The sequence below is a fragment of the Pseudomonas fluorescens genome (assembly GCF_012974785.1).
Lineage (GTDB): Bacteria > Pseudomonadota > Gammaproteobacteria > Pseudomonadales > Pseudomonadaceae > Aquipseudomonas > Aquipseudomonas fluorescens_BT.
On sequence record NZ_CP027561.1, the window covers coordinates 3,125,659 to 3,150,327 of the forward strand.

General features: G+C 61.7%; 18 protein-coding genes and 1 tRNA gene. 14 read left to right on the forward strand and 5 right to left on the reverse strand.

The annotated features are described in order from the left end of the window. The first annotated feature begins 15 nt into the window (after positions 1 to 15). The 3 genes from C6Y56_RS13955 to C6Y56_RS13965 all read left to right on the forward strand — a co-directional run bounded on the left by C6Y56_RS13955 (position 16) and on the right by C6Y56_RS13965 (position 4,247). Positions 16 to 1,704: a polyurethane esterase gene (locus C6Y56_RS13955; protein WP_169430381.1), complete on the forward strand. Its 1,689-nt coding sequence runs from the start codon at positions 16 to 18 to the stop codon at positions 1,702 to 1,704. Positions 1,705 to 1,855: 151 nt separating this feature from the next. After that, the gene (locus tag C6Y56_RS13960) at positions 1,856 to 3,709 is read left to right on the forward strand and encodes a polyurethane esterase (RefSeq protein WP_169430382.1); all 1,854 of its coding nucleotides are present in this window, start codon (positions 1,856 to 1,858) and stop codon (positions 3,707 to 3,709) included. A 163-nt stretch (positions 3,710 to 3,872) separates the two neighbouring features. Beyond that, positions 3,873 to 4,247 carry a hypothetical protein gene (locus C6Y56_RS13965; RefSeq protein ID WP_169430383.1) on the forward strand — a complete coding sequence of 125 codons (375 nt, stop codon included), beginning with the start codon at positions 3,873 to 3,875 and terminating at the stop codon, positions 4,245 to 4,247. A 46-nt stretch (positions 4,248 to 4,293) separates the two neighbouring features. Here the strand turns inward: C6Y56_RS13965 and C6Y56_RS13970 are convergent, their stop codons facing one another. Further along, positions 4,294 to 4,518, reverse strand: a complete 225-nt coding sequence (locus C6Y56_RS13970; RefSeq protein ID WP_085709821.1) for a YgdI/YgdR family lipoprotein — start codon at positions 4,516 to 4,518, stop codon at positions 4,294 to 4,296. A 198-nt stretch (positions 4,519 to 4,716) separates the two neighbouring features. Between C6Y56_RS13970 and C6Y56_RS13975 the strand changes: the two genes are divergently transcribed. The 4 genes from C6Y56_RS13975 to C6Y56_RS13990 all read left to right on the forward strand — a co-directional run bounded on the left by C6Y56_RS13975 (position 4,717) and on the right by C6Y56_RS13990 (position 11,226). Then, positions 4,717 to 6,369, forward strand: a complete 1,653-nt coding sequence (locus tag C6Y56_RS13975; RefSeq protein WP_169430384.1) for a VRR-NUC domain-containing protein — start codon at positions 4,717 to 4,719, stop codon at positions 6,367 to 6,369. Next, complete coding sequence (locus C6Y56_RS13980; protein ID WP_169430385.1) at positions 6,366 to 8,684, forward strand: ATP-dependent DNA helicase; 2,319 nt, start codon at positions 6,366 to 6,368, stop codon at positions 8,682 to 8,684. The genes C6Y56_RS13975 and C6Y56_RS13980 overlap by 4 nt, the downstream gene beginning before the upstream one ends. 10 nt (positions 8,685 to 8,694) lie before the next feature. Then, positions 8,695 to 10,614, forward strand: a complete 1,920-nt coding sequence (locus tag C6Y56_RS13985; protein WP_169430386.1) for a hybrid sensor histidine kinase/response regulator — start codon at positions 8,695 to 8,697, stop codon at positions 10,612 to 10,614. A 75-nt stretch (positions 10,615 to 10,689) separates the two neighbouring features. Beyond that, entirely contained in the window at positions 10,690 to 11,226 is a 537-nt protein-coding gene (locus C6Y56_RS13990; protein WP_169430387.1) for a hypothetical protein, read from the forward strand. 54 nt (positions 11,227 to 11,280) lie between these two features. On the opposite strand, the gene C6Y56_RS13995 is transcribed toward C6Y56_RS13990, so the two are convergent. The 4 genes from C6Y56_RS13995 to C6Y56_RS14010 all read right to left on the reverse strand — a co-directional run bounded on the left by C6Y56_RS13995 (position 11,281) and on the right by C6Y56_RS14010 (position 15,271). Beyond that, the gene (locus tag C6Y56_RS13995) at positions 11,281 to 11,577 is read right to left on the reverse strand and encodes a hypothetical protein (protein ID WP_169430388.1); all 297 of its coding nucleotides are present in this window, start codon (positions 11,575 to 11,577) and stop codon (positions 11,281 to 11,283) included. Positions 11,578 to 11,763: 186 nt separating this feature from the next. Then, positions 11,764 to 13,107: a cation:proton antiporter gene (locus C6Y56_RS14000; protein ID WP_169430389.1), complete on the reverse strand. Its 1,344-nt coding sequence runs from the start codon at positions 13,105 to 13,107 to the stop codon at positions 11,764 to 11,766. 60 nt (positions 13,108 to 13,167) lie between these two features. Continuing rightward, positions 13,168 to 14,025: a glucose 1-dehydrogenase gene (locus C6Y56_RS14005; RefSeq protein ID WP_169430390.1), complete on the reverse strand. Its 858-nt coding sequence runs from the start codon at positions 14,023 to 14,025 to the stop codon at positions 13,168 to 13,170. A 91-nt stretch (positions 14,026 to 14,116) separates the two neighbouring features. Next, positions 14,117 to 15,271 (reverse strand): MalY/PatB family protein, encoded by a 1,155-nt coding sequence (locus C6Y56_RS14010; RefSeq protein WP_169430391.1) that lies wholly within the window; start codon positions 15,269 to 15,271, stop codon positions 14,117 to 14,119. A gap of 323 nt (positions 15,272 to 15,594) precedes the next feature. On the opposite strand from C6Y56_RS14010, the gene fdnG reads away from it, so the two are divergent. The 7 genes from fdnG to C6Y56_RS14045 all read left to right on the forward strand — a co-directional run bounded on the left by fdnG (position 15,595) and on the right by C6Y56_RS14045 (position 24,663). Further along, entirely contained in the window at positions 15,595 to 18,660 is a 3,066-nt protein-coding gene (gene fdnG, locus C6Y56_RS14015; protein WP_169430392.1) for a formate dehydrogenase-N subunit alpha, read from the forward strand. Between the two features lie 14 nt (positions 18,661 to 18,674). Next, positions 18,675 to 19,610, forward strand: a complete 936-nt coding sequence (fdxH, locus tag C6Y56_RS14020; RefSeq protein ID WP_169430393.1) for a formate dehydrogenase subunit beta — start codon at positions 18,675 to 18,677, stop codon at positions 19,608 to 19,610. After that, positions 19,607 to 20,260 (forward strand): formate dehydrogenase subunit gamma, encoded by a 654-nt coding sequence (locus C6Y56_RS14025; protein ID WP_169430394.1) that lies wholly within the window; start codon positions 19,607 to 19,609, stop codon positions 20,258 to 20,260. The genes fdxH and C6Y56_RS14025 overlap by 4 nt, the downstream gene beginning before the upstream one ends. A gap of 3 nt (positions 20,261 to 20,263) precedes the next feature. After that, positions 20,264 to 21,190 (forward strand): formate dehydrogenase accessory protein FdhE, encoded by a 927-nt coding sequence (fdhE, locus tag C6Y56_RS14030; RefSeq protein ID WP_169430395.1) that lies wholly within the window; start codon positions 20,264 to 20,266, stop codon positions 21,188 to 21,190. 48 nt (positions 21,191 to 21,238) lie between these two features. Further along, the gene (selA, locus tag C6Y56_RS14035) at positions 21,239 to 22,645 is read left to right on the forward strand and encodes an L-seryl-tRNA(Sec) selenium transferase (protein ID WP_169430396.1); all 1,407 of its coding nucleotides are present in this window, start codon (positions 21,239 to 21,241) and stop codon (positions 22,643 to 22,645) included. Beyond that, a complete protein-coding gene (selB, locus tag C6Y56_RS14040) occupies positions 22,642 to 24,561 on the forward strand; it encodes a selenocysteine-specific translation elongation factor (protein WP_169432640.1) in 1,920 nt (639 codons plus the stop codon). Before selA ends, selB begins: the two co-directional genes overlap by 4 nt. 6 nt (positions 24,562 to 24,567) lie before the next feature. After that, positions 24,568 to 24,663, forward strand: a tRNA-Sec gene (locus tag C6Y56_RS14045). The last annotated feature ends 6 nt before the right edge of the window (positions 24,664 to 24,669 follow it).

Below are 24,669 nucleotides of genomic sequence, written 5' to 3' on the forward strand. Positions count from 1 at the left end.
AAGAGAGAGCACGACATGGGATTGTTTGATTACAAGAAAGCCGATGGCAAAGCGTTGTACAGCGACGCCATCGCGCTGACGCTGTATTCCTACACACCGACCGGGCAGCCTTTGCCCGGCACCGGGTGGGCGCCACTTGGCGCCACGGCACTGGGTTATCAAGGCAAGAGCGATGCGAAGGGCACGTTCTTCGGCGAGAAGGACGGCTTTACCAGCGCCGAAGCCGAAGTGCTCGGCAAGTACGACGCCGCGGGCAAGCTGATCGGCATCGGCGTGGCCTTTCGCGGCACCGGCGGCCTGGGCTACAGCGACACCTTCGGCGACATGAAGAACAATCTGCTGGCCGCCATCGGGCCGGTGGATTACGCCAAAAATTACGCGAAGAATGCTTTCGACAACCTGCTCAAGTCAGTAGCGGCGTTTGCCACGGCCCATGGCATCGCCGCCAAGGACGTGCTGATCAGCGGCCACAGCCTCGGCGGGCTCGGAGTCAACAGCGTGGCGCAACTGAGCGCGAGCGACTGGGGTGGTTTCTTCAAGGACGCCAACTACATTTCCTTCGCCTCGCCGACCCAGAGCAGCACCGGCACCAACGTGCTGAACATCGGCTTCGAGAATGACCCGGTGTTCCGTGTGCTCGACGGCACCACGTTCAGCACGGCGTCGATGGGCAAACACGACAAGCCGCACGACTCGACCACTGACAACATCGTCAACTTCAACGACAACTACGCGTCCACCGCGCAGAACCTGGTGCCGTTCAGTATCGTCAACCCGTTGAACTGGTCGGCTCACAGTTCCCTGGGCTACGCCGACGGCCTGAACCGGGTGATCGACTCCAGGTTCTACAACCTCACCAGTCAGGACTCGACCATCATCGTGTCCAATCTGGAGGTCTCGTCCCGGGGCAAGACCTGGGTCGAGGATCTGGGTCGCAGCGGTGAGCCGCACACCGGCAGCACCTTCATCATCGGCACTGACAGCAATGACTGGCTCAAGGGCGGGGCGGGCAACGACTTCCTGGAAGGCCGCGCCGGCGACGACCTGTTCCGCGATGACGGGGGCTTCAACATTCTGTTGGGCGGTCAGGGCCACAACACCTTCGACCTGCAGAAACCGTTGCAGAACTTCAGTTTTGCCAACGACGGCGACGGCACGCTGTACGTGCGCGACGCCTACGGCGGCATCAGCATGACCCGCGACATCGGCGCGCTGGTGAGCAAAGAGTCCGGTTCGATGTGGAGCAGCAAGGAAATCACCTGGACCGTCACCGGCAAAGGCCTGGCCAACGGTGCCGAGCTGACCCAGTACAACCATTCGCTCAATGGCGGCGCACTCGGCGACACGCTGAAGGCTACCGCTGACGGCGACTGGCTGTTCGGCCTGGGCGGCGACGATCACCTGTTCAGCGACAAGGCCCATGTGACCTTCGTCGGCGGCGCCGGCAATGACGTGATGAATGCGGTGGGTGGCAGCAACACTTTCCTGTTCAGCGGCGCGTTCGGCTTTGACTCGATCCATGGCTACCAGGGCAGCGACAAACTGGTGTTCATGGGCGTTCAGGGCGCAGGGCAGGGCTACGACTACAAGCAACATGCTGCGCAGTCCGGCGCCGATACCGTGCTGAAGATTGGCGACTATGCCGTGACCCTGATCGGGGTGGGTGTGGCTAATCTGTCGGATTCGAGTTTCGTGTTCGCCTGATTCCGTGTGGGAGCCACCGCGGCTTGCGACGGTTCCCATTGGGGTTGCATGACACAAGTGTTGTAAATGAAATGCTCCGGAACGCCTCGGGAGGGGCGTTCTGGTTGTGAGCTATCTCTGAATAATTCCAACAAAGAGAGAGGCAACAGCAATGGGTGTGTATGACTACAAGAACTTCAGCACAGCGGATTCCAAGGCGTTGTTCAGTGACGCCATGGCCATCACGCTGTACTCCTATCACAACCTCGACAACGGTTTCGCGGTTGGCTACCAACACAACGGTTTCGGCCTCGGCCTGCCGGCCACACTGGTCAGCGCGCTGATTGGCGGGACCGATTCGCAAGGGGTGATTCCCGGCGTCCCGTGGAACCCCGACTCGGAAAAACTCGCCCTCGACGCCGTGAAAAAGGCCGGTTGGACACCCATCACCGCTTCGCAACTGAGCTATGACGGCAAGACCGACGTTCGCGGAACCTTCTTCGGCGAAAAACCCGGTTATACCAGCGCCCAGGTGGAAGTCCTCGGCAAGTACGACGCCCAGGGCCATCTCACGGAAATCGGCATCGCGTTTCGCGGCACCAGCGGCCCGCGGGAAATCCTGATCGGCGACTCCATCGCCGACGCCATCAATGACCTGCTCGCCGCTTTCGGCCCCAAGGATTACGCCAAAAACTACGTCGGCGAAGCCTTCGGCAACCTGATGAACAACGTGGTGGCCTTCGCCAAGGCCAACGGGCTCACCGGCAAGGACGTGCTGGTCAGCGGCCACAGCCTCGGCGGACTGGCCGTCAACAGCATGGCGGACTTGAGCGGCAGCAAGTGGGGCGGGTTCTTCCAGGACTCCAACTACATTGCCTACGCCTCGCCGACCCAGAGCAGCACTGACAAGGTGCTCAACGTCGGCTATGAAAACGACCCTGTGTTCCGTGCACTCGACGGCTCGACGTTCACCGGGGCATCGCTGGGCGTCCACGACGCGTCGAAAGTGTCGGCGACCGACAACATCGTCAGCTTCAACGACCACTACGCCTCGAACGTTTGGAACGTGCTGCCGTTCTCGATCGTCAACGTTCCGACCTGGATCTCGCACCTGCCGACCGCTTACGGCGACGGCATGAACCGTGTGATCGAATCGAAGTTCTACGACCTCACCAGTCGAGACTCGACGATCATCGTCGCCAACCTGTCGGATCCGGCACGGGCCAACACCTGGGTGCAGGACCTCAACCGCAACGCCGAGCCCCACAAGGGCAGTACCTTCATCATCGGCAGCGACGGCAATGACCTGATCCAGGGCGGCAGCGGCAACGATTATCTGGAGGGCCGTGCCGGCAACGATACGTTCCGCGATGGCGGGGGCTACAACATCCTGCTCGGCGGCTCGGGCAACAACACCCTGGAGTTGCAGAAGTCAGTCAATACCTTCGACTTCGCCAACGACGGCGCCGGCAACCTGTACATCCGCGATGCCAACGGCGGCATCAGCATTACTCGCGACATCGGCAGCATCGTCACCAAGGAGCCGGGTTTCCTTTGGGGGCTGTTCAAGGACGACGTGACCCACAGCGTGACCGCCGATGGCCTGAAGGTCGGCAACAACGTCACCCAGTACGAGTCGAGCGTCAAGGGCACCAGTGGCTCCGATAGCCTCAAGGCCCACACCGGCGGTGACTGGCTGTTCGGTCTGGACGGCAACGATCACTTGATCGGCGGCGCGGGCAATGACGTATTCGTCGGCGGTGCCGGCAATGACCTGATGGAGTCGGGCGGCGGGGCGGATACGTTCCTGTTCAGCGGTGCGTTCGGTCAGGACCGGGTGGTGGGATTCACCGGCAACGACAAACTGGTGTTCCTCGGCGTGCAGGGCGTGTTGCCGGGCGATGACTTCCGCGCCCACGCCACGGCGGTGGGGCAGGATACGCTGCTCAAGTTCGGCGGTGACTCGGTGACGCTGGTCGGGGTTTCGCTGAGCAGTCTCAGCGCCGATGGCATCGTGATCGCTTGAGGGTAATGGTGGAGAGGGAATTCCTTCCCTCTCCCTATTAAAAGTGACTCATTGGCCACTACCTGACTCAAAGCCCTGCAACAACAGGAAATGCGGACTAAAGCCATCGCATGCGCACTCGTCATGTATGGGCAAGCCGCCAATGAGTACAGGAGATTCAAACGTGAAAGGTTTCAAGAGGTATATCGGTATCGTCGGGTTGGCGCTGCTGTCGGCCAACGCCTGGGCCGATCTGCCTCACAGCTCGATTCTGAGCCGCTACGGCGTCAGTTCCGATGATTTGCCGAAACCGGCCCCCACCGAGAACACCGAGCCGGTCGAAGAAAAAAGCCGTTTTCAGCTCCAGCCGGAACAACCCTTCGTGACGATCCGTCTGGGCGACGGCAAGCAACCGGAAACCACCGGCAACCTCAGTATCGACCGGATGGCACAGCAGGAACGCGAGCGTTGCCAGCGACTACAGGCAGAACTGGCCCGTCGAGGTGAACGCTACTTCAGTTGTGACAACAGCATTCCAGGCATGACCCTGCCGCAGTAATCGCGGCTTTCAGGGAGCTGCCGCAAGGGCAGCTCCGCTGTTGCAATCAGTCTTCCTTGCGCACCGTGGCCACTTCGTCGGCCTTGACCCGGATCTTCGCACCGGAAATATCCCGGAATTCATAAAAGCCGTCCTCGGACTTGGTTTTCGGCATGTCCTTGGTCAGATACTGCGTGCCATTCTGCAAGGTCACCACCGTCGGGGTGGAGCACCCGGCCAGTGCCATCAGCGCTACGACGGTCATCGGCATAAACAACGTCTTGAAATTCATAACCGGTATTTCCTCATTCAATTCGACCGGTGTCGGTCCTCTTACGCGGTTGGTGCCAGATCGCCTGTAAAAGTTCGATGGACTGGCGAAAAAACCTCAAGCGCGGATGCCATTGATCCTTTTCCGTTTGCACCCGGCGGGGCGGAACTGGTATCTGTACGCATAACCAGTATTCGCTTGCCATGGCCCGTTATCATCGTGACTTCCAGCCCCCTCGACGATCCGTTCTATTACCTCAACAACTTTCGACAAGTGCTTGAATGGCTTGAGCTTCGCTATGCCGACGTGATGAGCGACACGGAACACGCGTTCATCCGTGACTTCACATCGCTGCCACGCGGGTCACAGGGGTTGCTGGTGCGAATGGTGATGCGCAAGGGCGTACATTTTCGGGCGGGCAAGCTCGATTATCCGGAAATCGGTGACATTGCGTCAGCCGCGCAACCGTTGCTCGATCATGGCTGGCTGAACGAGCAGGCGCTGTTGTCGATGCCGGAGCTGTTCGATCTGCTGCTCAAGGCTGAAGTTGTGCAAGCCTTCGGCCCGGCCATCGACGACCCGAAGGGCAGGAAAGTCGACTGGCTGCCGATCCTGCATGAACAGTTTCCCGAGGTACGCCCGTGGCGTGACTGGTGCCCGCAACTGACAGACCGACTGTTCAGCCTGACACTGATGGACCTGTGCGACCGGTTTCGCCTGATGTTCTTCGGCAACCTGTATCAGGACTGGTCGGAGTTCGTCCTCGCCGACCTCGGGATCTTCACCTATGAAAAGGTCGAATTCAGCGCCGACTCCCGTGGCCTGCGCAGCCGCGCGGATGTTGATGCCTGCCTGTTCCTGCACGATTGCCAGCAGCGCTTCGAGGCGGGTGAGGCGATCGAGCCGATTGCCGGGCAGTTGAACACGCTGCAGTTCGATAACCCGTGGTTGCAGCGTCGGCTCGGCAAGCTGCTGTTCCAGATCGGCCAGCATTGCGAACGCATCGCAGCGTTTGCGCTGGCCCTGAGTCTTTATCGTGACTGCGCCTATCCCGGCGCGCGATTGCGGATGATCCGTGTTCTGGAGCGTTGCGGCGAACATGCGCTGGCGCTGGAGCTGGGCACGGTGGCCGAACAGGCACCGCAAAGCGCCGCCGAACAGCAGGGGCTGCAACGCATGCTGCCACGCCTGCGGCGCAAACTTGGCGGCCCGATACTCAAGCGTGTCGCGCCAAAACCTGTAGAACGACTGGACCTGCATCTGCCACGGCTCGAACCGACGTTGTCGGTGGAGTATCACGTGCAGGCACACCTGCATGAAGACGCAGGCCCCGTGCACTACGTGGAAAACAGCCTGATCAATTCACTGTTCGGCCTGTTGTGCTGGCCAGCGATTTTTGCACCGCTGCCAGGCGCGTTTTTCAACCCGTTCCAGCGCGGGCCGGCGGACTTGCTCCATGAGGATTTCCACGCTCGCCGCGCCGGGTTGTTCGAGTCCTGCCTGGCCGAACTTGACGACGGCCGCTACACCGACACCATCCGCAGCCGATTTGTCGCCAAGTGGGGCATTCAGTCACCGTTCGTGTTCTGGGGGGCCCTCAATGAGGAACTGCTGGAGCAGGCACTGACCTGCCTGCCGGCCGAACACCTCAAGCACTGGTTCAATCGCCTGCTGCTCGACATCAAGGCAAACCGCGCCGGCATGCCGGACCTGATCCAGTTCTGGCCGCAGCACAAGACCTACCGGATGATCGAAGTCAAAGGCCCCGGCGACCGTTTGCAGGATAACCAGCTGCGCTGGCTGGAGTTCTGCCACGCGCACCAGATGCCGGTAGCCGTGTGTTACGTGCAATGGGCGGAGCAGGGCGCTTGAGCTACAGCATCGCGGTACGGGCCCTGTGTGAATTCACCGCCAAGAGCGGTGACCTGGACCTGCGATTCACACCGTCACCCACCGCACTGGAAGGCATTGCCGGCCACCGCACCGTCGCCTCCCGGCGCAATGACGCCTATCAAAGCGAAGTGGCGCTGGAGGGCGAATTTCGTACCTTGAAGGTCAAGGGCCGGGCAGATGGCTACGATCCGGCGCAGAACTGCCTGGAGGAAGTCAAAACCTACCGTGGCGACCTGAGTAAACAACCGGCCAACCACCGCGCACTGCACTGGGCGCAGGCGAAGATCTATGGCTGGCTGATGTGCCGCAAGCTGGAACTGGAACGGATCAACCTGGCGCTGGTGTATTTCGATATCGTCAGCGAAAAGGAAACCTGTCTGGTCGAAGACTTCAGCGCCGAAGCGTTGCGCATTTTTTTCGAACAGCAGTGCGGCTTGTTCCTGGCATGGGCCGAGCAGGAAATGGCTCACCGTGAAGCGCGTAATCAGGCGGCGCAGCAACTGCGCTTTCCCCATGACAGTTTCCGTCCCGGCCAGCGACATCTTGCCGAGTCGGTGTTCAAGGCTGTCAGCACCGGCCGCTGTCTGATGGCCCAGGCGCCCACAGGCATCGGCAAGACCCTCGGCACGCTGTTCCCGATGCTCAAGGCCCTGGCGCCGCAGCAGCTGGACAAGGTGTATTTCCTCACCGCCAAGACACCGGGGCGCAAACTGGCGCTGGATTCGGCGCAAGTGCTGTTCGATCACGACGCAACCCTGCCGCTGCGGGTGCTGGAAATGGTCGCGCGGGACAAGGCTTGCGAGCATCCCGACAAGGCCTGTCACGGTGAATCCTGTCCGTTGGCGCAAGGTTTCTACGATCGACTGCCAGCGGCGCGCGAAGCCGCCAGTCAATTGAAGTTGCAGGATCAGGCTGCAATCCGTGACGTCGCCGCGCAACACTCGGTGTGCCCCTACTACCTGAGCCAGGAAATGGCGCGCTGGGCCGATGTGGTGGTCGCGGACTACAACTACTACTTCGATTTCACCGCGATGCTGTTCGGCCTTGCCCAGCTCAATCAATGGAAAGTCGCGGTGCTGGTGGACGAGGCGCACAACCTGATCGAGCGCGGACGGCAGATGTACAGCGCCACCCTCGATCAGGGGATATTCAACAACGTGCGCAAAACCGCACCCGAGGCTTTGAAAAAACCTTTGCAGCGGGTCAACCGTGAATGGAACGCCCTGCACAACGCGCAACTGGCGCCGTATCAGGCCTACGACAAGGCGCCGGAAAAACTGCTGCAGGCGATCACGTCGTGCAGCGCAAGCATTGGCGATTACCTCAACGACCATCCGCAAGGGCTGGACAGCGGTTTGCGGAATGCCTACTTCGAGATGCTGCAATTCGGCCGGGTCGCGGAATTGTTCGATGCGCATTACCTGTTCGACATCAGCAAGCGCGACCTCGACCGCAAACGCCCGCTGTCGCAGCTGTGCCTGCGCAACGTGGTGCCGGCAGCGCTGCTTGGTCCACGGCTGAGAGCGGCCCGCAGTTGCGTGCTGTTTTCCGCCACCCTCAGCCCTCGCCATTATTATGCCGACCTGCTCGGGACACCGGCCGACACGGTGTGTATCGACGTCGAATCACCGTTCAACGCCGAACAGTTGCAGGTGCGGATCGTCAGCCAGATCTCCACCCGTTTCACCCATCGCCAGGCTTCGCTGGAGCCGATTGTCGAACTGATCGCTCGCCAGTTCGGCGAGCGTCCGGGCAATTATCTGGCGTTCTTCAGCAGCTTCGACTACCTGCAACAAGTCGCGCAATTGCTCGCCGAACGGCATCCACAGATCACGCTCTGGCAGCAATCGCGGGGTATGGCCGAAGGGCAGCGGCAGGCGTTTCTCGATCAGTTCACGGCGCACAGCCAGGGCATCGGGTTCGCGGTACTCGGCGGTGCGTTCGGCGAAGGCATCGATCTGCCCGGTGCCCGGTTGATCGGCGCCTTCGTCGCCACGCTGGGGCTGGCGCAGCTCAACCCGGTCAACGAACAGCTGAAACGGCGCATGGCGGCGATTTTCGGCGCCGGTTACGACTACACCTACCTGTTCCCCGGCGTGCAGAAAGTGGTGCAGGCCGCCGGTAGGGTGATCCGCACCCAGCAGGATCGTGGCGTGGTCATGCTGATCGACGATCGCTTCGCCGAGAGCCGCATCCAGCAACTGTTGCCGCGCTGGTGGCAACTCGATCATGCAGATGCCGCTTTCCTATCCGCCGGTTTGACGCATACTCCTGTTATTGAGAATCTGCTTTGAGCCAAGCCTGATGAGCGAGAACAAGACGTCCGCTGCGATCGAAGAAATGCGCTTTCGCCTGCTGATCGATGCCGTGGTCGATTATGCGATCTACATGATCGATCCGGCTGGCATCATCACCAGCTGGAACTCCGGGGCCAAACGTTTCAAGGGGTATGAAGAAGCCGAGATTCTCGGTGAGCATTTTTCGCGCTTCTACACCGATGAAGACCGCGCTGTCGGCATGCCGCAACGGGCACTGGAAACGGCGATCCGCGAAGGACGGTTCGAAGGCGAAGGCTGGCGGGTGCGCAAGGACGGTACGCACTTCTGGTGCCACGTGGTGATCGACCCGATTTACAGTCCGGACGGGCAACTACTCGGTTTTGCGAAAATCACCCGTGACCTCACCGACCGCAAGATGGCCGAGGAAACCCTCAAGCAAAGCGAACAGCAGTTCCGCCTGCTGGTGCAGGGCGTGACCGACTACGCGATCTACATGCTCAGCCCGGAAGGCCGCGTGACCAACTGGAACCCCGGTGCGCAACGGATCAAGGGCTATGCGCCGGACGAAGTGATCGGCAAGCATTTCTCGATGTTCTACACCCCGGAAGACCGTGAGATCGGTGAGCCGCAGCGAGCGCTGGAAACCGCCGTGCGCGAAGGGCGCTTCGAGAACAGGAGCTGGCGTCTGCGCAAGGACGGCACGCGGTTTCTGGCGCATGTGGTGGTCGATGCGATTCGCGGTGAGACCGGCACGTTGCTTGGTTTTGCCAAGATCACCCGCGACGTCACCGAAGCCCACCAGGCACAACTGGCACTGGAGCAGACCCGCGAAGCGCTGTTCCAGGCGCAGAAGATGCAGGCCATCGGCCAACTCAGCGGTGGCATCGCCCATGATTTCAACAATCTGCTGACGGTGATCCTCGGCAATCTGGAGATCGTGCGCAAACGTGTGGGTGACGACCCCAAGGTCAGCCGTTTGCTGGAAAATGCCACGCAAGGCGCGCTGCGCGGTGTGTCCCTGACCCAGCGCATGCTGGCCTTCGCCCGGCGTCAGGAACTCAAGACCGAACCCGTGGAGATTGCGAAACTGGTGCAAGGCATCACTGGCCTGCTTCGCAGTTCGCTGGGCCCGGGAATTCGCATCGAAACACAGTTTCCCGACGAACTTGAAGCGGTGCTGGCCGACACCAACCAGCTCGAACTGGCGGTCCTCAACCTGGCCACCAACGCACGGGATGCGATGCCCGAGGGCGGCAGCGTGGTCATCGGCGCCGAGCCGCGAGTGGTTCTGCAGCAGAACCAGTCAACGCTGGCGGCAGGGCGTTATGTCTGCCTGAGCGTGACCGATACCGGTGAAGGCATGGATGACGCGACACTGGCCTCGGCGACCGATCCGTTCTTTACCACCAAAGGTCTGGGCAAGGGCACAGGGCTGGGACTGTCGATGGTGCACGGTTTCATCGAGCAGTTGGGCGGCCGTTTTGTGCTCAAAAGCATGAAGGGGCACGGGACTTGCGCCGAACTCTGGCTGCCGGTCGCCGTCGACGGGATGGCGGCCAAGCCTCTGAGCCCGAAGCCGCCCACGGCGGCAGTGCCGCGACTCAGCGTTCTGGTGGTGGACGACGACAGTCTGGTGCGAACCAGCACCAGCCTGTTGCTGGAAGATCTGGGACATCGGGTCATCGGTGCGGCTTCGGGCGTGCAAGCGCTGGAATTGTTCAATCAGGGGGAAGTGATCGATCTGGTGATTACAGACATGGCCATGCCGAAAATGAACGGTGCGCAACTGGCGCATGCGGTGCGTTTGCTCAAGCCGGATCTGCCGATCATTCTTGCCACGGGCTATGCCGAGCGTCTCGAAGGCTTCGCGGCCGAGTTGCCGCGACTGTCGAAACCTTTCAATCAGATGCATCTGGTGGAGATCATCGCTCAGTCGATGAAGTGAGCCGGGTCAGGATCCGGCTGAACTTGTTCGGGGCTGGCCGGCTCCAAACGCTTTGTCTTTCGGAGCGTCCATCCCGTGCCACGCATACTGACCCATCCGACCGCCGAAGAGACCCTGACCGAACACAATGCAAAGATGTTCGGCTCGCCCAAGGAGCGCCTGGATTTCTATCGACGGGAAATCCAGTACGAAACCAGCATTCTGGCCAACCGCACCGACGCGTATCTGGCGGCGCAATCGTTTCTGGTGATCGCCTTCGCCTCCTGCATGGCCAACCTCAATCCGGAGTGGGGCAAGCTGTTTACGTTGGTGGTTCCGCCCTTTCTGGCATTACTCGGGCTACTCAGTTCACTCAATGCCTGGCCGGGAATCCGGGCGGCCTACGACATCATCGACCACTGGCATTTCAAACAGAGTGAGTTGCTGCGCAGCGAACCGTTGATGGGTCTGGCTTATGACGAATCGCCGTTGTTCAGTGAAATGGAGTCCAGTCACAAGGGTTACTGTAAATCCCTGCTTTTTTCCCTTCGCACACCGTGGATTTTCGCCACGTTCTGGGTACTGCTCGGCAGCTATGCCGTTTTCATACAGATCACCAATCCTGGAAATTGAGCGACCCCAAAAGTAAAGCCCGGCCATCCAGGCCGGGCTTTTGCGTTTTTGAGGTCAGGCGCTGGCTTCGAGCTCGCGGCGCAATCCCCGGGAGTTCTGCTGCGACATGGGAATGGGCGGGAAATCCTCGTTCAAGACGCACAGGTGCTCGATGGCATCCTGGAATTTCAGATCGGCCTTGCGGCGCAGGAGTCGATACCGCTCGAATTGTTCGATATCCAGGTGCTCGCCTTCGAGCAATTCGTGGGCCGCCCGATTGAGCGCCTGGGCCTCTTCGAACAACTGCCGGTTGCGCTCCAGCGCCAGGGTTCTGCAAGCCTTGATTTGTGCCGATGTCGAACATTCTTTCATGACCGTTGACCTTATTCTTCCTGATTCCTTGTGCCGGGCGTCCAGCCGCGGGGAACCGAGTCTGCCGAATCTCGCCGGACGGAATCGACGAGAGGTTAAAGCTGTGACCGGCGGCGGTCAGACGCGGATCCATTTATTTAAAGAAAAAAGTTCGATGTTTTTCGGCGATAGCGCCGGGAGAAAAAATCAGTTTTTTTGCTTTTTTTGTTGCTCGTAGCGAGCCAGGAGCGGCTGGGTGCTGATGCCGTGCAGCAAAATGCTCAGGGCCACGACCGAAAGGGTGAGATCGGTACACTGTGCGCCCACGGTGTTACCCAGGCCATGGTTCAGGGCGTAGAACAGATAGAACAGACTGCCGATGCCACGAATGCCGAACCAGCCGATCAGCATCCGCTGACGCCACATCAGCAGTGATCCCCATGGCATCAGTGCCACACAGGCTGGCCGAATGAGACAGAACAACACGCCACCGACCCACAATGCCCGCCAGTCCCAGTGAGTGACCAGCACGACGCCGAGCAGGGTCACCAGAAACACTTCCATGGCCCGTTCCACCAGACCACCGAAAGCGAGCATATCGCCCATCATGATCCCGGCGGCCACCTGACTGCTTTGCAGCCGCTCGGTGTCACCGTGCACCGCGTGCTGCGGTTCGACGTTCTGATGGCCGACCACCGGTTGCACCAGATGTTCGGCCGGCGGCTGATGGACGCCGGTGGACTTCACTTCCTCCTGACGCAGGCCCAGCCCGGCGGTAAACACCGACAGAAAGCCGTAGCCCCCCACGGACTCGGCCACCACAAAGGCAAGTGCAATCAAGGCCAGTGCCAGATAGTCGTTCGGGCTGACAGTGCTGTCTTCATTGCGCGTCTGCAAGGCGAGGGTGGCCCGGCCAATGCCGCGCCCCATCCAGTAACCCGTCAGCAAGCCGACGGGGACTGCCCAGAGCAGATCGCGCAAGACCCAGTTGCTCCACTCGGCGGCCAGGCCCTCGCCTTGCAGCAGCAACAGCCCGAGGATCACAAAGGGAAAGGCCACTCCGTCGTTCAGGCCAGCCTCGCCGGACAGTCCAAAGCGCACACTGTCGACATCCCGCGCATCGTTGACCTGCACCAGCGCCGCCAGCACCGGGTCGGTGGGCGCCAGAATCGCGCCGATCAGCAACGACGGTCCCCACGACATTTTCAGACCGTAGTGCAGGAGCAGACAGACGCCAATGATCGTCAGCACCATGACCGGGCCGGCGAGGCCGAAAGCGATTCGCCAACGCTTGTCGCGTAACGGCAGGCGCAACTTCAAGCCGCAGACGAACAGTGAAAACAGCACCGCGACTTCAGTCAGGTGCTCCATCCAGGACGCGGCGTGCTCCAGCGGCAGCTTCAGCAGATCGAGCCCGCTCGGGCCGATGCCGACGCCGAGCAGCAGGCACACCGCTGACGTCGTTACCGGCATCCAGCGCAGGTACGACGAGGTCAACGCCAGCGTCAGCAGGACGGCGCCGAGCACTGCTACCCAGATAATGAATGTCATGGTCCGCGGCCCGTCCTGACAGTCGTTGCTCCGCCTCGGCGCCGGCGTGACGTGAAGGAATCACAGCATCGGCTTGCCACCCGTGACCCCGTAGCGCTGACCCGTGATGTAGCTGGCTTCATCCGATGCCAGTAACACGTAGATCGGCGCGACTTCTACCGGTTGACCCGGGCGGCCGAGCGGGGTCTGTTCACCGAAATGCTGCACTTGGTCGTCCGGCATGGTCGAGACGATCAGCGGCGTCCAGATCGGCCCCGGCGCCACGCAGTTCACACGGATTTCCCGCGGTCCGAGCATTTGCGCCAGACCGCCGGTGAAATTGGCGATCGCCCCTTTGGTGGTGGCATAGGCGAGCAGGGTGGGCTTGGGCATGTCCGAGTTGACCGAACTGGTGTTGATGATAGATGCGCCGGGGCGCATATGTTTTATCGCGGCCTGACACAGTCGGAAAATCGCCGTGATGTTGACGTCGAAGGTCATCACCCATTCATCATCGGGAATCTCTTCGAACGTTTCGTGAGTCATCTGAAATGCTGCGTTGTTGACCAGTACGTCGATGCGTCCGAAGCGCTCCACCGTCTGGTCCACCAGTGCATGGCAGTGGGTTTTCTGCGCGATGTCGCCGGGCAGCAACAGGCATTGACGTCCGGCCTGTTCGACCCAGCGTGCGGTTTCCCGTGCATCTTCGTGTTCGTTGAGATAGGCGATGGCCACGTCCGCGCCTTCACGGGCAAAGGCGATGGCCACGGCACGGCCGATGCCGCTGTCGGCGCCGGTGATCAGGGCGATCTTGCCGGCAAGGCGACCGGAGCCGCGGTAACTTTTTTCGCCGCAATCGGGGTACGGCTCCATCTGGCGTTGAGAGCCGGGCACCGTTTGTGGCTGTTTCGGGAATGGGGGTTTTGGATAGTCGGTCATCGTCAATCTCCGAAGCTCAGGGCGGGTATGGGCGGTTGACCCGGCGCATTTGCCATGAGTTCGATTGGATTGACGATGCCGTCAGTCAGGCTCAGGCCTGGCGTTGAGTCAGGCCACGCTCCATCCGCGCAATGCCTTCCTCCAGCAGCGAACGCGGGCAACCGAAGTTCAGGCGCACGAATTGCTGGCTATGGTCACCGAAATCGATGCCCGGGCTGAGTCCGACGCGAGCCTGTTCGAGGAAGAACTGCTGCGGATTGTCCAGGCCCAGGGCCGAGCAATCGAGCCACGCCAGATAAGTCCCCTGCGGCACATTGATCTTCACCCCGGGCAGGCGGCTGCGAACCGCTTCCACCAACCAGTCACGGTTGGCTTGCAGATATTGCTTGAGTTCCTTCAGCCACGGCCCGGCCTCGCTGTAGGCCACGCGAGTGGCTTCCATGCCCAGCGGGTTGACGCTGTCGACCATGCCGCAGCGGGCGTGATTGACGCGCTCGCGCAGGGCACTGTCCTGAATGATCATGAACGAGGTTTTGAGGCCGGCAATGTTGTAGGCCTTGCTCGCCGACATCAGGGTGATGGTGCGCCGGGCGATGTCCGGGCTCAGGGACGCGGTCGGAATGTGCACGCGACCGTCGTAGCACAGTTCGGCGTGGATTTCGTCGGAGATGATCCAGGCGTCCTGCGCCACGCAGATGTCGGCCACCGCTTGCAGTTCTTCACGGCCGAAGACCTTGCCGATCGGGTTGTGCGGGTTGCTCAGCAGCAGGGCGCCGCCACCGGTGAGGGATTCACGCAAGGCATCCAGCGGCGTGGCGTAGGTGCCGTCGGCCTTGGCGTCGAATTCCAGCTCGACCTTGTTCAGGCCCCAATGGCCCGGCGCGTGTCGCAGCGGCGGGTAATTCGGGGTTTGCACCACGACATTCTGCTGTGGCTGCACCAGCGCCTTGAGCGCCATGTTGAAACCCGATTCCACGCCCGGCAGGAAGATCAGCTCTTGCGGTTTGACCCGCCAGGCGAATTTGTTCCAGAGGTCGGCAACAATGGCCTCGCGCAGGTTGTCCTGGGCGACGCTGTAGCCGACCAAGGGGTGCAGCAGACGCTGCTGCAGCGCCTCGATGACCACCGGTGGTGCCGCGAAATCCATGTCAGCGACCCACATCGGCAACACATCGGCCGCATAGCGGCTCCACTTGGTGCTGCCGGTGTCGTGGCGGTCGAATACCTGATCAAAATTGAAAGTCATGCGCAGTCTCTGAAGGCGGAGATGGGTCGTGCCGGCGATGATAAACCCCCATCCCCTGTGGGAGCGAGCCTGCTCCGGGCGGCGATCCGACGATAGCGTCAGACCAAGCGCTACGAATGTGGATGTACCACCGTCATCGCGAGCAGGCTCGCTCCCACAAGGTTTGGGCTGACTTATGACCGAGGGGTGGCCGACGGTCGGTTTTCACACAGGCAGCGGGGACGTTGTCTACAGTGAAAAAGTCGGCACTTGTGTGCCGCCACCGTGATTGTCCAGAAAAAACCCGGCTCAAGTACCGGGTTCCACCTGATCAGGAGTGCACGATGGATCTCAGCCGTCGTCAGTTCTTCAAGGTCGCCGGTATCGGCCTTGCAGGCTCTAGCCTGGGCGCGTTGGGCATGGCCCCGACGCAGGCCTTCGCCGAGCAGGTGCGCCACTTCAAGCTTGCCCACACCCATGAAACCCGCAACACCTGCCCGTATTGCTCGGTGGGTTGCGGCTTGATCATGTACAGCCAGGGCGATGCCGCGAAGAACGTTGCGCAAAACATCATCCATATCGAGGGCGACGCCGACCACCCGGTCAACCGCGGCACCCTGTGCCCGAAAGGCGCCGGCCTGCTGGACTTCATTCACAGCCCGGGCCGCTTGCAGTACCCGCAGGTGCGCAAGCCCGGCAGCAGCGAATGGACCCGGATCACCTGGGATGAAGCGCTCGACCGTGTCGCCGACCTGATGAAGGCCGACCGCGACGCCAATTTCGTCGAGAAGAACGCCCAGGGGCAGACGGTGAACCGCTGGCTGACCACCGGGTTCCTTGCAGCGTCCGCGGCGTCCAACGAAGCGGGCTACATCACCCACAAGGTGGTTCGCAGTCTCGGCATGCTGGGGTTTGATAACCAGGCGCGTGTCTGACACGGCCCGACGGTGGCAAGTCTTGCCCCGACGTACGGCCGTGGAGCCATGACCAACACCTGGACCGATATCGCCAACGCGAATCTGATCCTGGTGATGGGCGGCAACTCCGCTGAAGCGCATCCGTGCGGCTTCAAATGGGTGACCGAAGCCAAAGCGCACAACGCGGCGCGGCTGATCGTGGTCGATCCGAGGTTTACCCGGACCGCGTCTGTGGCCGATTACTACGCGCCGATCCGCACCGGCAGCGACATCGCGTTCATGGGCGGGCTGATCAATTACCTGCTGACCGAGGACAAGATTCAGCACGAATACGTGCGCAACTACACCGACGTGTCGTTCATCGTCAAAGCCGGATTCGGCTTCGAGGACGGGCTGTTCACCGGTTACGACGCGGCCAAACGCAGCTACACCGACAAGTCCTCCTGGGGTTATGAACTGGGCGATGACGGCTTTGCCAAAGTTGACCCGACCCTGCAGGACCCGCGCTGCGTCTATCAGCTGATGAAGCAGCATTACAGCCGCTACAACATCGACCTGGCGAGCCAGATCTGCGGCATGCCGGTCGATGCGATGAAGAAAATCTGGGAGGAAATCGCCACTTGCTCGACGCCGGGCAAGACCATGACGATCCTTTACGCGCTGGGGTGGACCCAACATTCGATCGGCTCGCAGATCATCCGCAGCGCGGCGATGGTGCAATTGTTGCTGGGCAACGTCGGCATGCCCGGTGGCGGGGTCAACGCCTTGCGCGGGCACTCGAACATTCAGGGCCTGACTGACCTCGGGTTGCTGTCGAACTCGTTGCCGGGTTACCTGACCCTGCCGACGGACGCCGAGCAGGACTACAACGCCTACATCAAGAAACGCACGCAATTGCCGTTGCGGCCGGGGCAGTTGTCCTACTGGCAGAACTACAGCAAGTTCCACGTCAGCCTGATGAAAGCCTGGTACGGCGCCAACGCGACCGCCGAAAACCAGTGGGCCTACGACTACCTGCCGAAACTCGACATCCCCAACTACGACATCCTCAAGGTGTTCGACCTGATGGGGCAGGGCAAGGTCAACGGCTACATGTGCCAGGGCTTCAACCCGATTGCTGCGTTGCCGGACAAGAATCGGGTGATGGCTGCTCTCGCCAAACTGAAATGGCTGGTGGTGATGGACCCGCTGGCCACCGAAACCTCACAGTTCTGGGAAAACGTCGGGCCGTACAACGATGTGAAAAGTGCCGACATCCAGACCGAAGTCATCCGCCTGCCGACCACCTGTTTTGCCGAAGAGGACGGCTCGCTGGTCAACAGCAGCCGCTGGCTGCAATGGCACTGGAAAGGCGCCGACGGCCCGGGCGAGTCACGCACCGATGTGCGGATCATGACCGAACTGTTCATGCGCCTGCGTCAGCGGTATCAGACCGAGGGCGGGGCTTATCCCGATCCGATCCTCAAACTCTCCTGGCCGTACAAGATTGCGCAAGAACCGTCGCCGGAAGAAATCGCCAAGGAGATCAACGGCTACGCCACCACCGATTTCACCGACGCCACGGGCGCGGCGATCAAGGGCAACTCGCAACTGGCCGCATTTGCCCAGCTCAAGGATGACGGCAGCACCGCCTCCGGCTGCTGGATCTTCTGCGGCAGCTGGACCGAGGCCGGCAACCAGATGGCCCGGCGCGACAACAATGATCCTTACGGCATGCATCAGCACCAGGGCTGGGCGTGGGCCTGGCCGGCCAACCGGCGGATTCTCTACAACCGCGCTTCGGCGGACATGCAGGGCAAACCGTGGGATCCGAAAAAACGCCTGGTCTGGTGGAACGGCAAGGCCTGGGGCGGTACCGACGTGCCGGACTACAAGGCCGACGTGCCGCCGGAAGCCGGGATGAACCCGTTCATCATGAACCCCGAAGGCGTGGCGCGGTTCTTCGCCGTCGACAAGATGAACGAAGGGCCATTCCCGGAGCACTACGAGCCGTTCGAAACGCCGATCGGCATCAACCCGCTGCACCCCGAAAACAAGAAAGCCACCAGCAACCCGGCGGCCAGGATCTTCGATTCGGTGTGGGACAGCCTCGGCGTGGCCAAGGATTACCCGTACGCCGCCACCAGCTATCGGTTGACCGAGCATTTCCACTTCTGGAGCAAACACTGCCGGTTGAACGCGATTGCCCAACCGGAGCAGTTCGTGGAAATCGGTGAAGTGCTGGCCAAGGAGAAGGGCATCGTTGCCGGCGACCGGGTGCGGGTCAGCTGCAAGCGCGGGTTCATTGAAGCGGTGGCGGTGGTGACCAAAAGAATCCGGCCGTTGCAGGTCAACAACCAGGTGGTGCACCAGATCGGCATTCCCCTGCATTGGGGCTTCACCGGCCTGACGCGCCACGGTTACCTGACCAACACCCTGGTGCCGTTCCTCGGCGATGGCAATACACAGACCCCGGAATCCAAGTCATTCCTGGTCAACGTGGAGAAGCTCTGATGGAGAATCTTTAAATGGCCAGCCAAGACATCATTGCCCGCTCGGCCACCACCACACCGGCCCCCTCGGTGCGCAATCAGGAGGAAGTCGCCAAGCTGATCGACACCACCAAATGCATCGGCTGCAAGGCTTGTCAGGTCGCGTGCTCGGAGTGGAACGAGCTGCGCGACGAGGTGGGCCACAACCACGGCACCTACGACAATCCGCAGGATTTGAGCGCAGAGTCATGGACGCTGATGCGCTTCACCGAGCACGAAACCGACGCCGGCAACCTCGAATGGCTGATCCGCAAGGACGGCTGCATGCACTGCGCCGAGCCCGGTTGTCTGGCGGCGTGCCCCAGCCCCGGCGCGATCATCAAGCACGCCAACGGCATCGTCGACTTCGATCAGGATCACTGTATCGGTTGCGGTTATTGCATCACCGGCTGCCCGTTCAACATTCCGCGCATTTCGCAGAAGGACCACAAGGCCTACAAATGCACGCTGTGTTCGGACCGGGTGGCAGTGGGGCTGGAGCCGGCCTGCGTGAAAACCTGCCCGACTGGGGCGATTGTCTTCGGCACCAAGGACGACATGAAGACCCACGCCGCCGAACGTATCGTCGACCTGAAAAGCCGTGGTTTCGACAACGCCGGTCTGTACGACCCGGAAGGCGTCGGCGGCACTCATGTCATGTACGTGCTGCACCACGCGGATACCCCGAAAATCTACGCAGGCCTGCCGGACAACCCCGAGATCAGTCCGCTGGTGGGCCTGTGGAAAGGCATCAGCAAACCTCTGGGTCTGCTGGCCATGGGCGCGGCGGTGCTGGCCGGGTTCTTCCATTACGTGCGGATCGGCCCGAACCGCACCGAAGAGGATGACCATCCGGACCCGCCAGACACCTCGGTCCACGTGGTCGACCCGGCGGTTCACACCTTCGATCCACGCGGGGAGGGCCGGCCATGAGCAACAAGACGATCCTGCGCTACACCGCCAACCAGCGTACCAATCACTGGCTGGTGGCGATTCTGTTCTTCATGGCGGGGCTGTCGGGACTGGCGCTGTTTCATCCGTCGATGTTCTGGCTGACCCACCTGTTCGGCGGCGGGCCGTGGACGCGGATCCTGCACCCGTTCATGGGCGTGCTGATGTTCGTGTTGTTCCTTGGCCTGGTGTTGCGTTTCTGGCGTTCGAACTTCTTCATCGACAACGACTGGAAGTGGCTGCGGCGCATCGACCGGGTGCTGGTCAACGATGAGGAGACTGTGCCGCCGGTGGGCAAGTACAACGCCGGGCAGAAGATGCTGTTCTGGACTTTACTGCTGTGCATGCTGGGGCTGTTGTTCACGGGGCTGGTGATCTGGCGCGCGTACTTCAGTCATTACTTTGGCATCACGACGATTCGCTGGGCGATGTTGTTGCATGCATTGGCCGGGTTCGTGCTGATCCTGAGCATCATCGTGCACATCTATGCCGGGATCTGGATCAAGGGCTCGGTGGACGCGATGCTGCACGGTTGGGTCAGCCGCGCCTGGGCGAAAAAACACCACGCACTCTGGTATCGCGAAGTGGAATCCAGGGATCCGCCAGAGCGACCGGTCACCAAAAAGGGCTGACACTTGCCAACCATTCTTGAACCCGGGGAAATCGAAGCGGCGGCCAGTGCGCCGCCGTTTCTGCACTTGCCGCCGCACAATCTGTTCACGCTGCGCGCCGAGCGTCTGGAACATTTGGCTATCGGACATCCGCTCGCCGACTACCTGCGCCTGGTCGCGGGACTGTGCCGCGTGCAGCAGCAAGTCCTTGACGATCCCCCCTCAAACACCCCGATTGATGAGCAACGCCTTGAGGTCTGCCGGCAACACGGCATGCCGCCGTTCGCCGCCGATACGTTGATCCGCGAGGACGTCTGGCAGACCTATCTCGAGGCCTTGCTGCAACGCTACAACGCGCCACAACAAACAGCCGTCGCCGAAGCGCTGACAAACTTGCGCATTGCCAGCCCCGGACAGTTGCGCGCCTGGGCCGTGGCGCTGGTCAGCGGCCAGTATTCGCTGGTGCCGGCGGCGCTGGTGCCGTTTCTCGGAGCGGCTCTGCAAACGGCCTGGAGCCACTGGCTGCTCAGCGCACCGAACCTGCAACTGGCGCCCGGCAACAGCCTCGGCCAGTGCCCGGCCTGTGGTTCGCCGGCCATGGCCGGTGTGATCCGCCACCGTGGCAAGCACAACGGTTTGCGTTATCTGGTGTGCTCGCTGTGCGCTTGCGAATGGCACGTGGTGCGGGTCAAGTGCGTGTATTGCGAGCAGAGCAAGGGGCTGGAATATCTGAGTCTGGAAGACGATCGCCACGCCGCCAGTCAGGCGCCGCTGAGGGCCGAGGTCTGTCCCGGATGCAACAGCTATCTGAAATTGCTGTACCTGGAAAATGATGCCGAGGCCGAAGCCTTGTCGGCGGACTTGAGCAGTCTGCTGCTGGACATGCGCCTGGCCCAGGACGGCTATCAGCGACTGGCACCGAATCTGCTGCTGGCGCCCGGAGACGAATGAACCGAGCGTCTACACTCTGGCGCAACGGCTTTTTATCCGGAGCGCCTGATGCCTGCCAGTGTTGCCCAGCGTTTGCCTTCCATCGACAGTCTGTTGCGTCACAACGCCTTTCAACCCGTGGCCGAGCGGCACGGGCGCGAGGCGCTGCTGGCGGCTTTGCGTCAGTTGCTCGATGACTTGCGTGAGTCGGTTGTGGCGGGGCAGCTCTGCGCTGTCGAGATCAGCCCTGAAGCACTTGCCGGCAGGATTGCCGAACGTCTGGCGCTGCAGCAGCGCAGTCAGGTGCGGCGGGTGTTCAACCTGACCGGCACCGTGCTGCACACCAATCTGGGCCGTGCGCTGTTGCCGGAAGAAGCCATCGCCGCCGTGCAACTGGCGGCCCGTTATCCCTTGAACCTCGAATTCGATCTGGCCAGCGGCAAGCGTGGTGACCGTGATGACCTGATTGAAGGTCTGATCCGGGAGCTGACCGGCGCCGAAGCCGTCACCGTGGTCAACAACAATGCCGCCGCCGTGCTGCTGACGCTCAACAGTATTGGTGCTCGCAAGGAAGGCATCATCTCCCGTGGCGAATTGATCGAGATCGGCGGTGCGTTCCGCATTCCCGACATCATGGCCCGGGCCGGTGTGCGTCTGCATGAGGTCGGTACCACCAATCGTACCCATGCCCGTGATTACGAAGCAGCGATCAGCCCTCGCAGCGGCCTGATCATGCGTGTCCATGCGAGCAACTACAGCATCGAAGGGTTTACCGCTCGCGTGCCAACGGCCGAACTGGCGGAATTGGCCCATCGCCATGGTTTGCCGTTGCTCGAGGACCTCGGCAGCGGCAGCCTGCTGGACCTGACCCGCTGGGGCCTGCCGGCGGAGCCGACGGTGCGTCAGGCACTGCTCGATGGCGCTGACATCGTCACCTTCAGCGGCGACAAACTGCTCGGCGGACCGCAGGCGGGGGTGATTGTCGGGCGCAAGGAACTGATCGCGAAGATCAAGAAAAACCCGCTGAAAAGGGCTTTGCGGGTCGACAAGATGACACTGGCCGCGCTGGAAGCGGTGCTCGGGCTCTATCGCGATCCGGATCGCCTGGCCGAGCGCTTGCCGACTCTGCGTCTGTTGACCCGCCCGCAAGATGAGATTCTGGCCCAGACCGAACGCCTGCAACCGGCATTGGCCAAGGTGCTCGGTGAAACCTGGACGGTCACGGCGCAGAAAACACTGGGCATGATCGGCAGCGGCAGCCAGCCGGTGGCGCGGCTGCCAAGCGCGGCATTGTGTGCCCGCCCTCAAGTGTCGAAACGCCTACGCGGACGCAGGCTGCTGATTCTGCAAAGCGCATTGCGCGAGCTGCCGATTCCGGTGCTCGGACGCCTCGACGATGACGCACTGTGGCTGGATCTGCGGCAACTCGACGATGAGCCGGCGTGGCTCGCGCAACTCGCGCAGTTGCAGCCATGATCGTCGGCACCGCCGGGCACATCGACCACGGCAAGACCTCGCTGCTCCAGGCTCTGACCGGGCAAACCGGCGACCGTCGTCCGCAGGAGCGTGAGCGGGGCATGACCATCGACCTCGGTTATCTCTACGCCGAACTGGCGCCCGGCGCGGGGCTGACCGGGTTCATCGACGTGCCCGGCCACGAGAAATTCACCCACAATATGCTCGCCGGCGCCCAAGGCATTGATCTGGTGCTGCTCGTTGTGGCGGCGGATGACGGCGTGATGCCGCAGACCCGCGAGCATCTGGCGATTGCCCAGCTGTTGGGAATTCCCCGGGCGCTGGTGGCGATCACCAAGTGTGATCGGGTCGAGGCGGGCAGGGTGGCAAAGGTGCGCCAGCAAATCGAAAATCTGCTGGCCCCCGGTCCGTTTGCAGGTGCGCCGATGCTCGCGGTCTCAAGCATGACGGGTGAGGGCGTCGATGACCTGCGGCAAGCGTTGCTACAGGCGCAACGTGAAGTGTTGAAACGCAGTCGCGAGGGCGGGTTTCGTCTGGCCATCGACCGGGCGTTCAGTGTCGCCGGTGCCGGGATTGTGGTGACGGGCACAGCGCTGTCGGGAATGATCGCGGTGGGCGACAGACTGATCCTCGGGCCTTCGGGCAAAACGGTGCGGGTGAGAGGGCTGCATGCCCAGAATCAACCTGCAGAACTGGCGTTTGCTGGTCAACGTGTGGCCCTGAACATCAGCGGTGATCGCCTGGAGCTTGGGCAAATACATCGCGGGCAATGGCTGCTCGCCGAAACACTGTTCGCACCGACCCAACGCCTGGACATCGACTTCCAGTTGCTGCCCGAAGAGACGCGCACCTTCGAACACTTTCAGCCTGTGCACCTGCATCTCGGCACGCAAGACGTGATCGCCCGGGTGGCGTTGCTCGAAGGACCACGACTGCTTCCGGGCGAGCGCATGTTCGCGCAACTGTTGACCAATGTCCCGGTACACGGCGTAAAGGGGGATCGATTGGTCCTGCGTGATGCCAGCGCCCAGCGCACGCTCGGCGGCGGTCAATTGCTCGATCCGTTTGCCCCGGCCCGGCAACGGCGCAGCCCCGGGCGTCTGGCGCAATTGCGGGCACTGGCAATCAGCAGTGATCTTGAACAAGCGTTGCCGACGTTGCTGGAATACAGCGACAGCGGCATTGATCCGCAGCGACTGGAGCGTCAGTTCAACCGACCGCGTGAAGGCTGGTTGCTGCCGGACAACGTCCGCCTGATCGAAACCCGCCAGGGAACGAGGCTGTTCAATGCCCAGCACTGGGGCATCCTGAAATTCACGTTGCTGGAGCAACTGGCGCGATTCCATGAGCTGGAGCCCGACCAGATGGGCCCGGACCGTGATCGTCTGCGGCGTTTCAGCGGATTGAATATCGAGCATTCGACGTTCATCAGCCTGCTGGAAGAACTGCGCAGCGCCGGCTCGCTCACCGCCAGCGGCCCGTGGCTGCATTTGCCCGACCATCAGGTGCGCCTGAATGCCGACGACGAAGCCCTGTGGCTGGTGTTGCAGCCGCTGTTCGAACAGGCCGGTTTCGATCCGCCGTGGGTGCGCGACGTGGCCAAAGCCGTGGAGGAGGACGACGCGACCGTCAGGCTGTTGCTGCGCAAACTGGCGCGGCTGGGCGTGATGCATCAAGTGGTGCGGGACTTGTTCTTCACCGACATCACCTTGCGGCAAATGGCCGCCGTGCTGCTGCGTCTGGGTGAAGAAAATCCGCCGATTCAAGTCACGGCGTTCCGCGATGCGCTAGGCTTGGGACGCAAACGCAGTATCCAGATCCTCGAATACTTCGACCGCCTCGGCCTGACCCGGCGTCTCGGCGAGGGCCGGCAGATCCGCTACGACAACGCGCTGGCCAACCCCGGCGCGGATTGAGTTCAAGGAAGGCAATCGCGCCCGGTGGCGCGGCCGGGCTTCAAACCCGGTTGGGGACGGCATCCGTTCCCGGGCAGGTTCGACTCCGGCTGCCTTCCGCCAATTCCT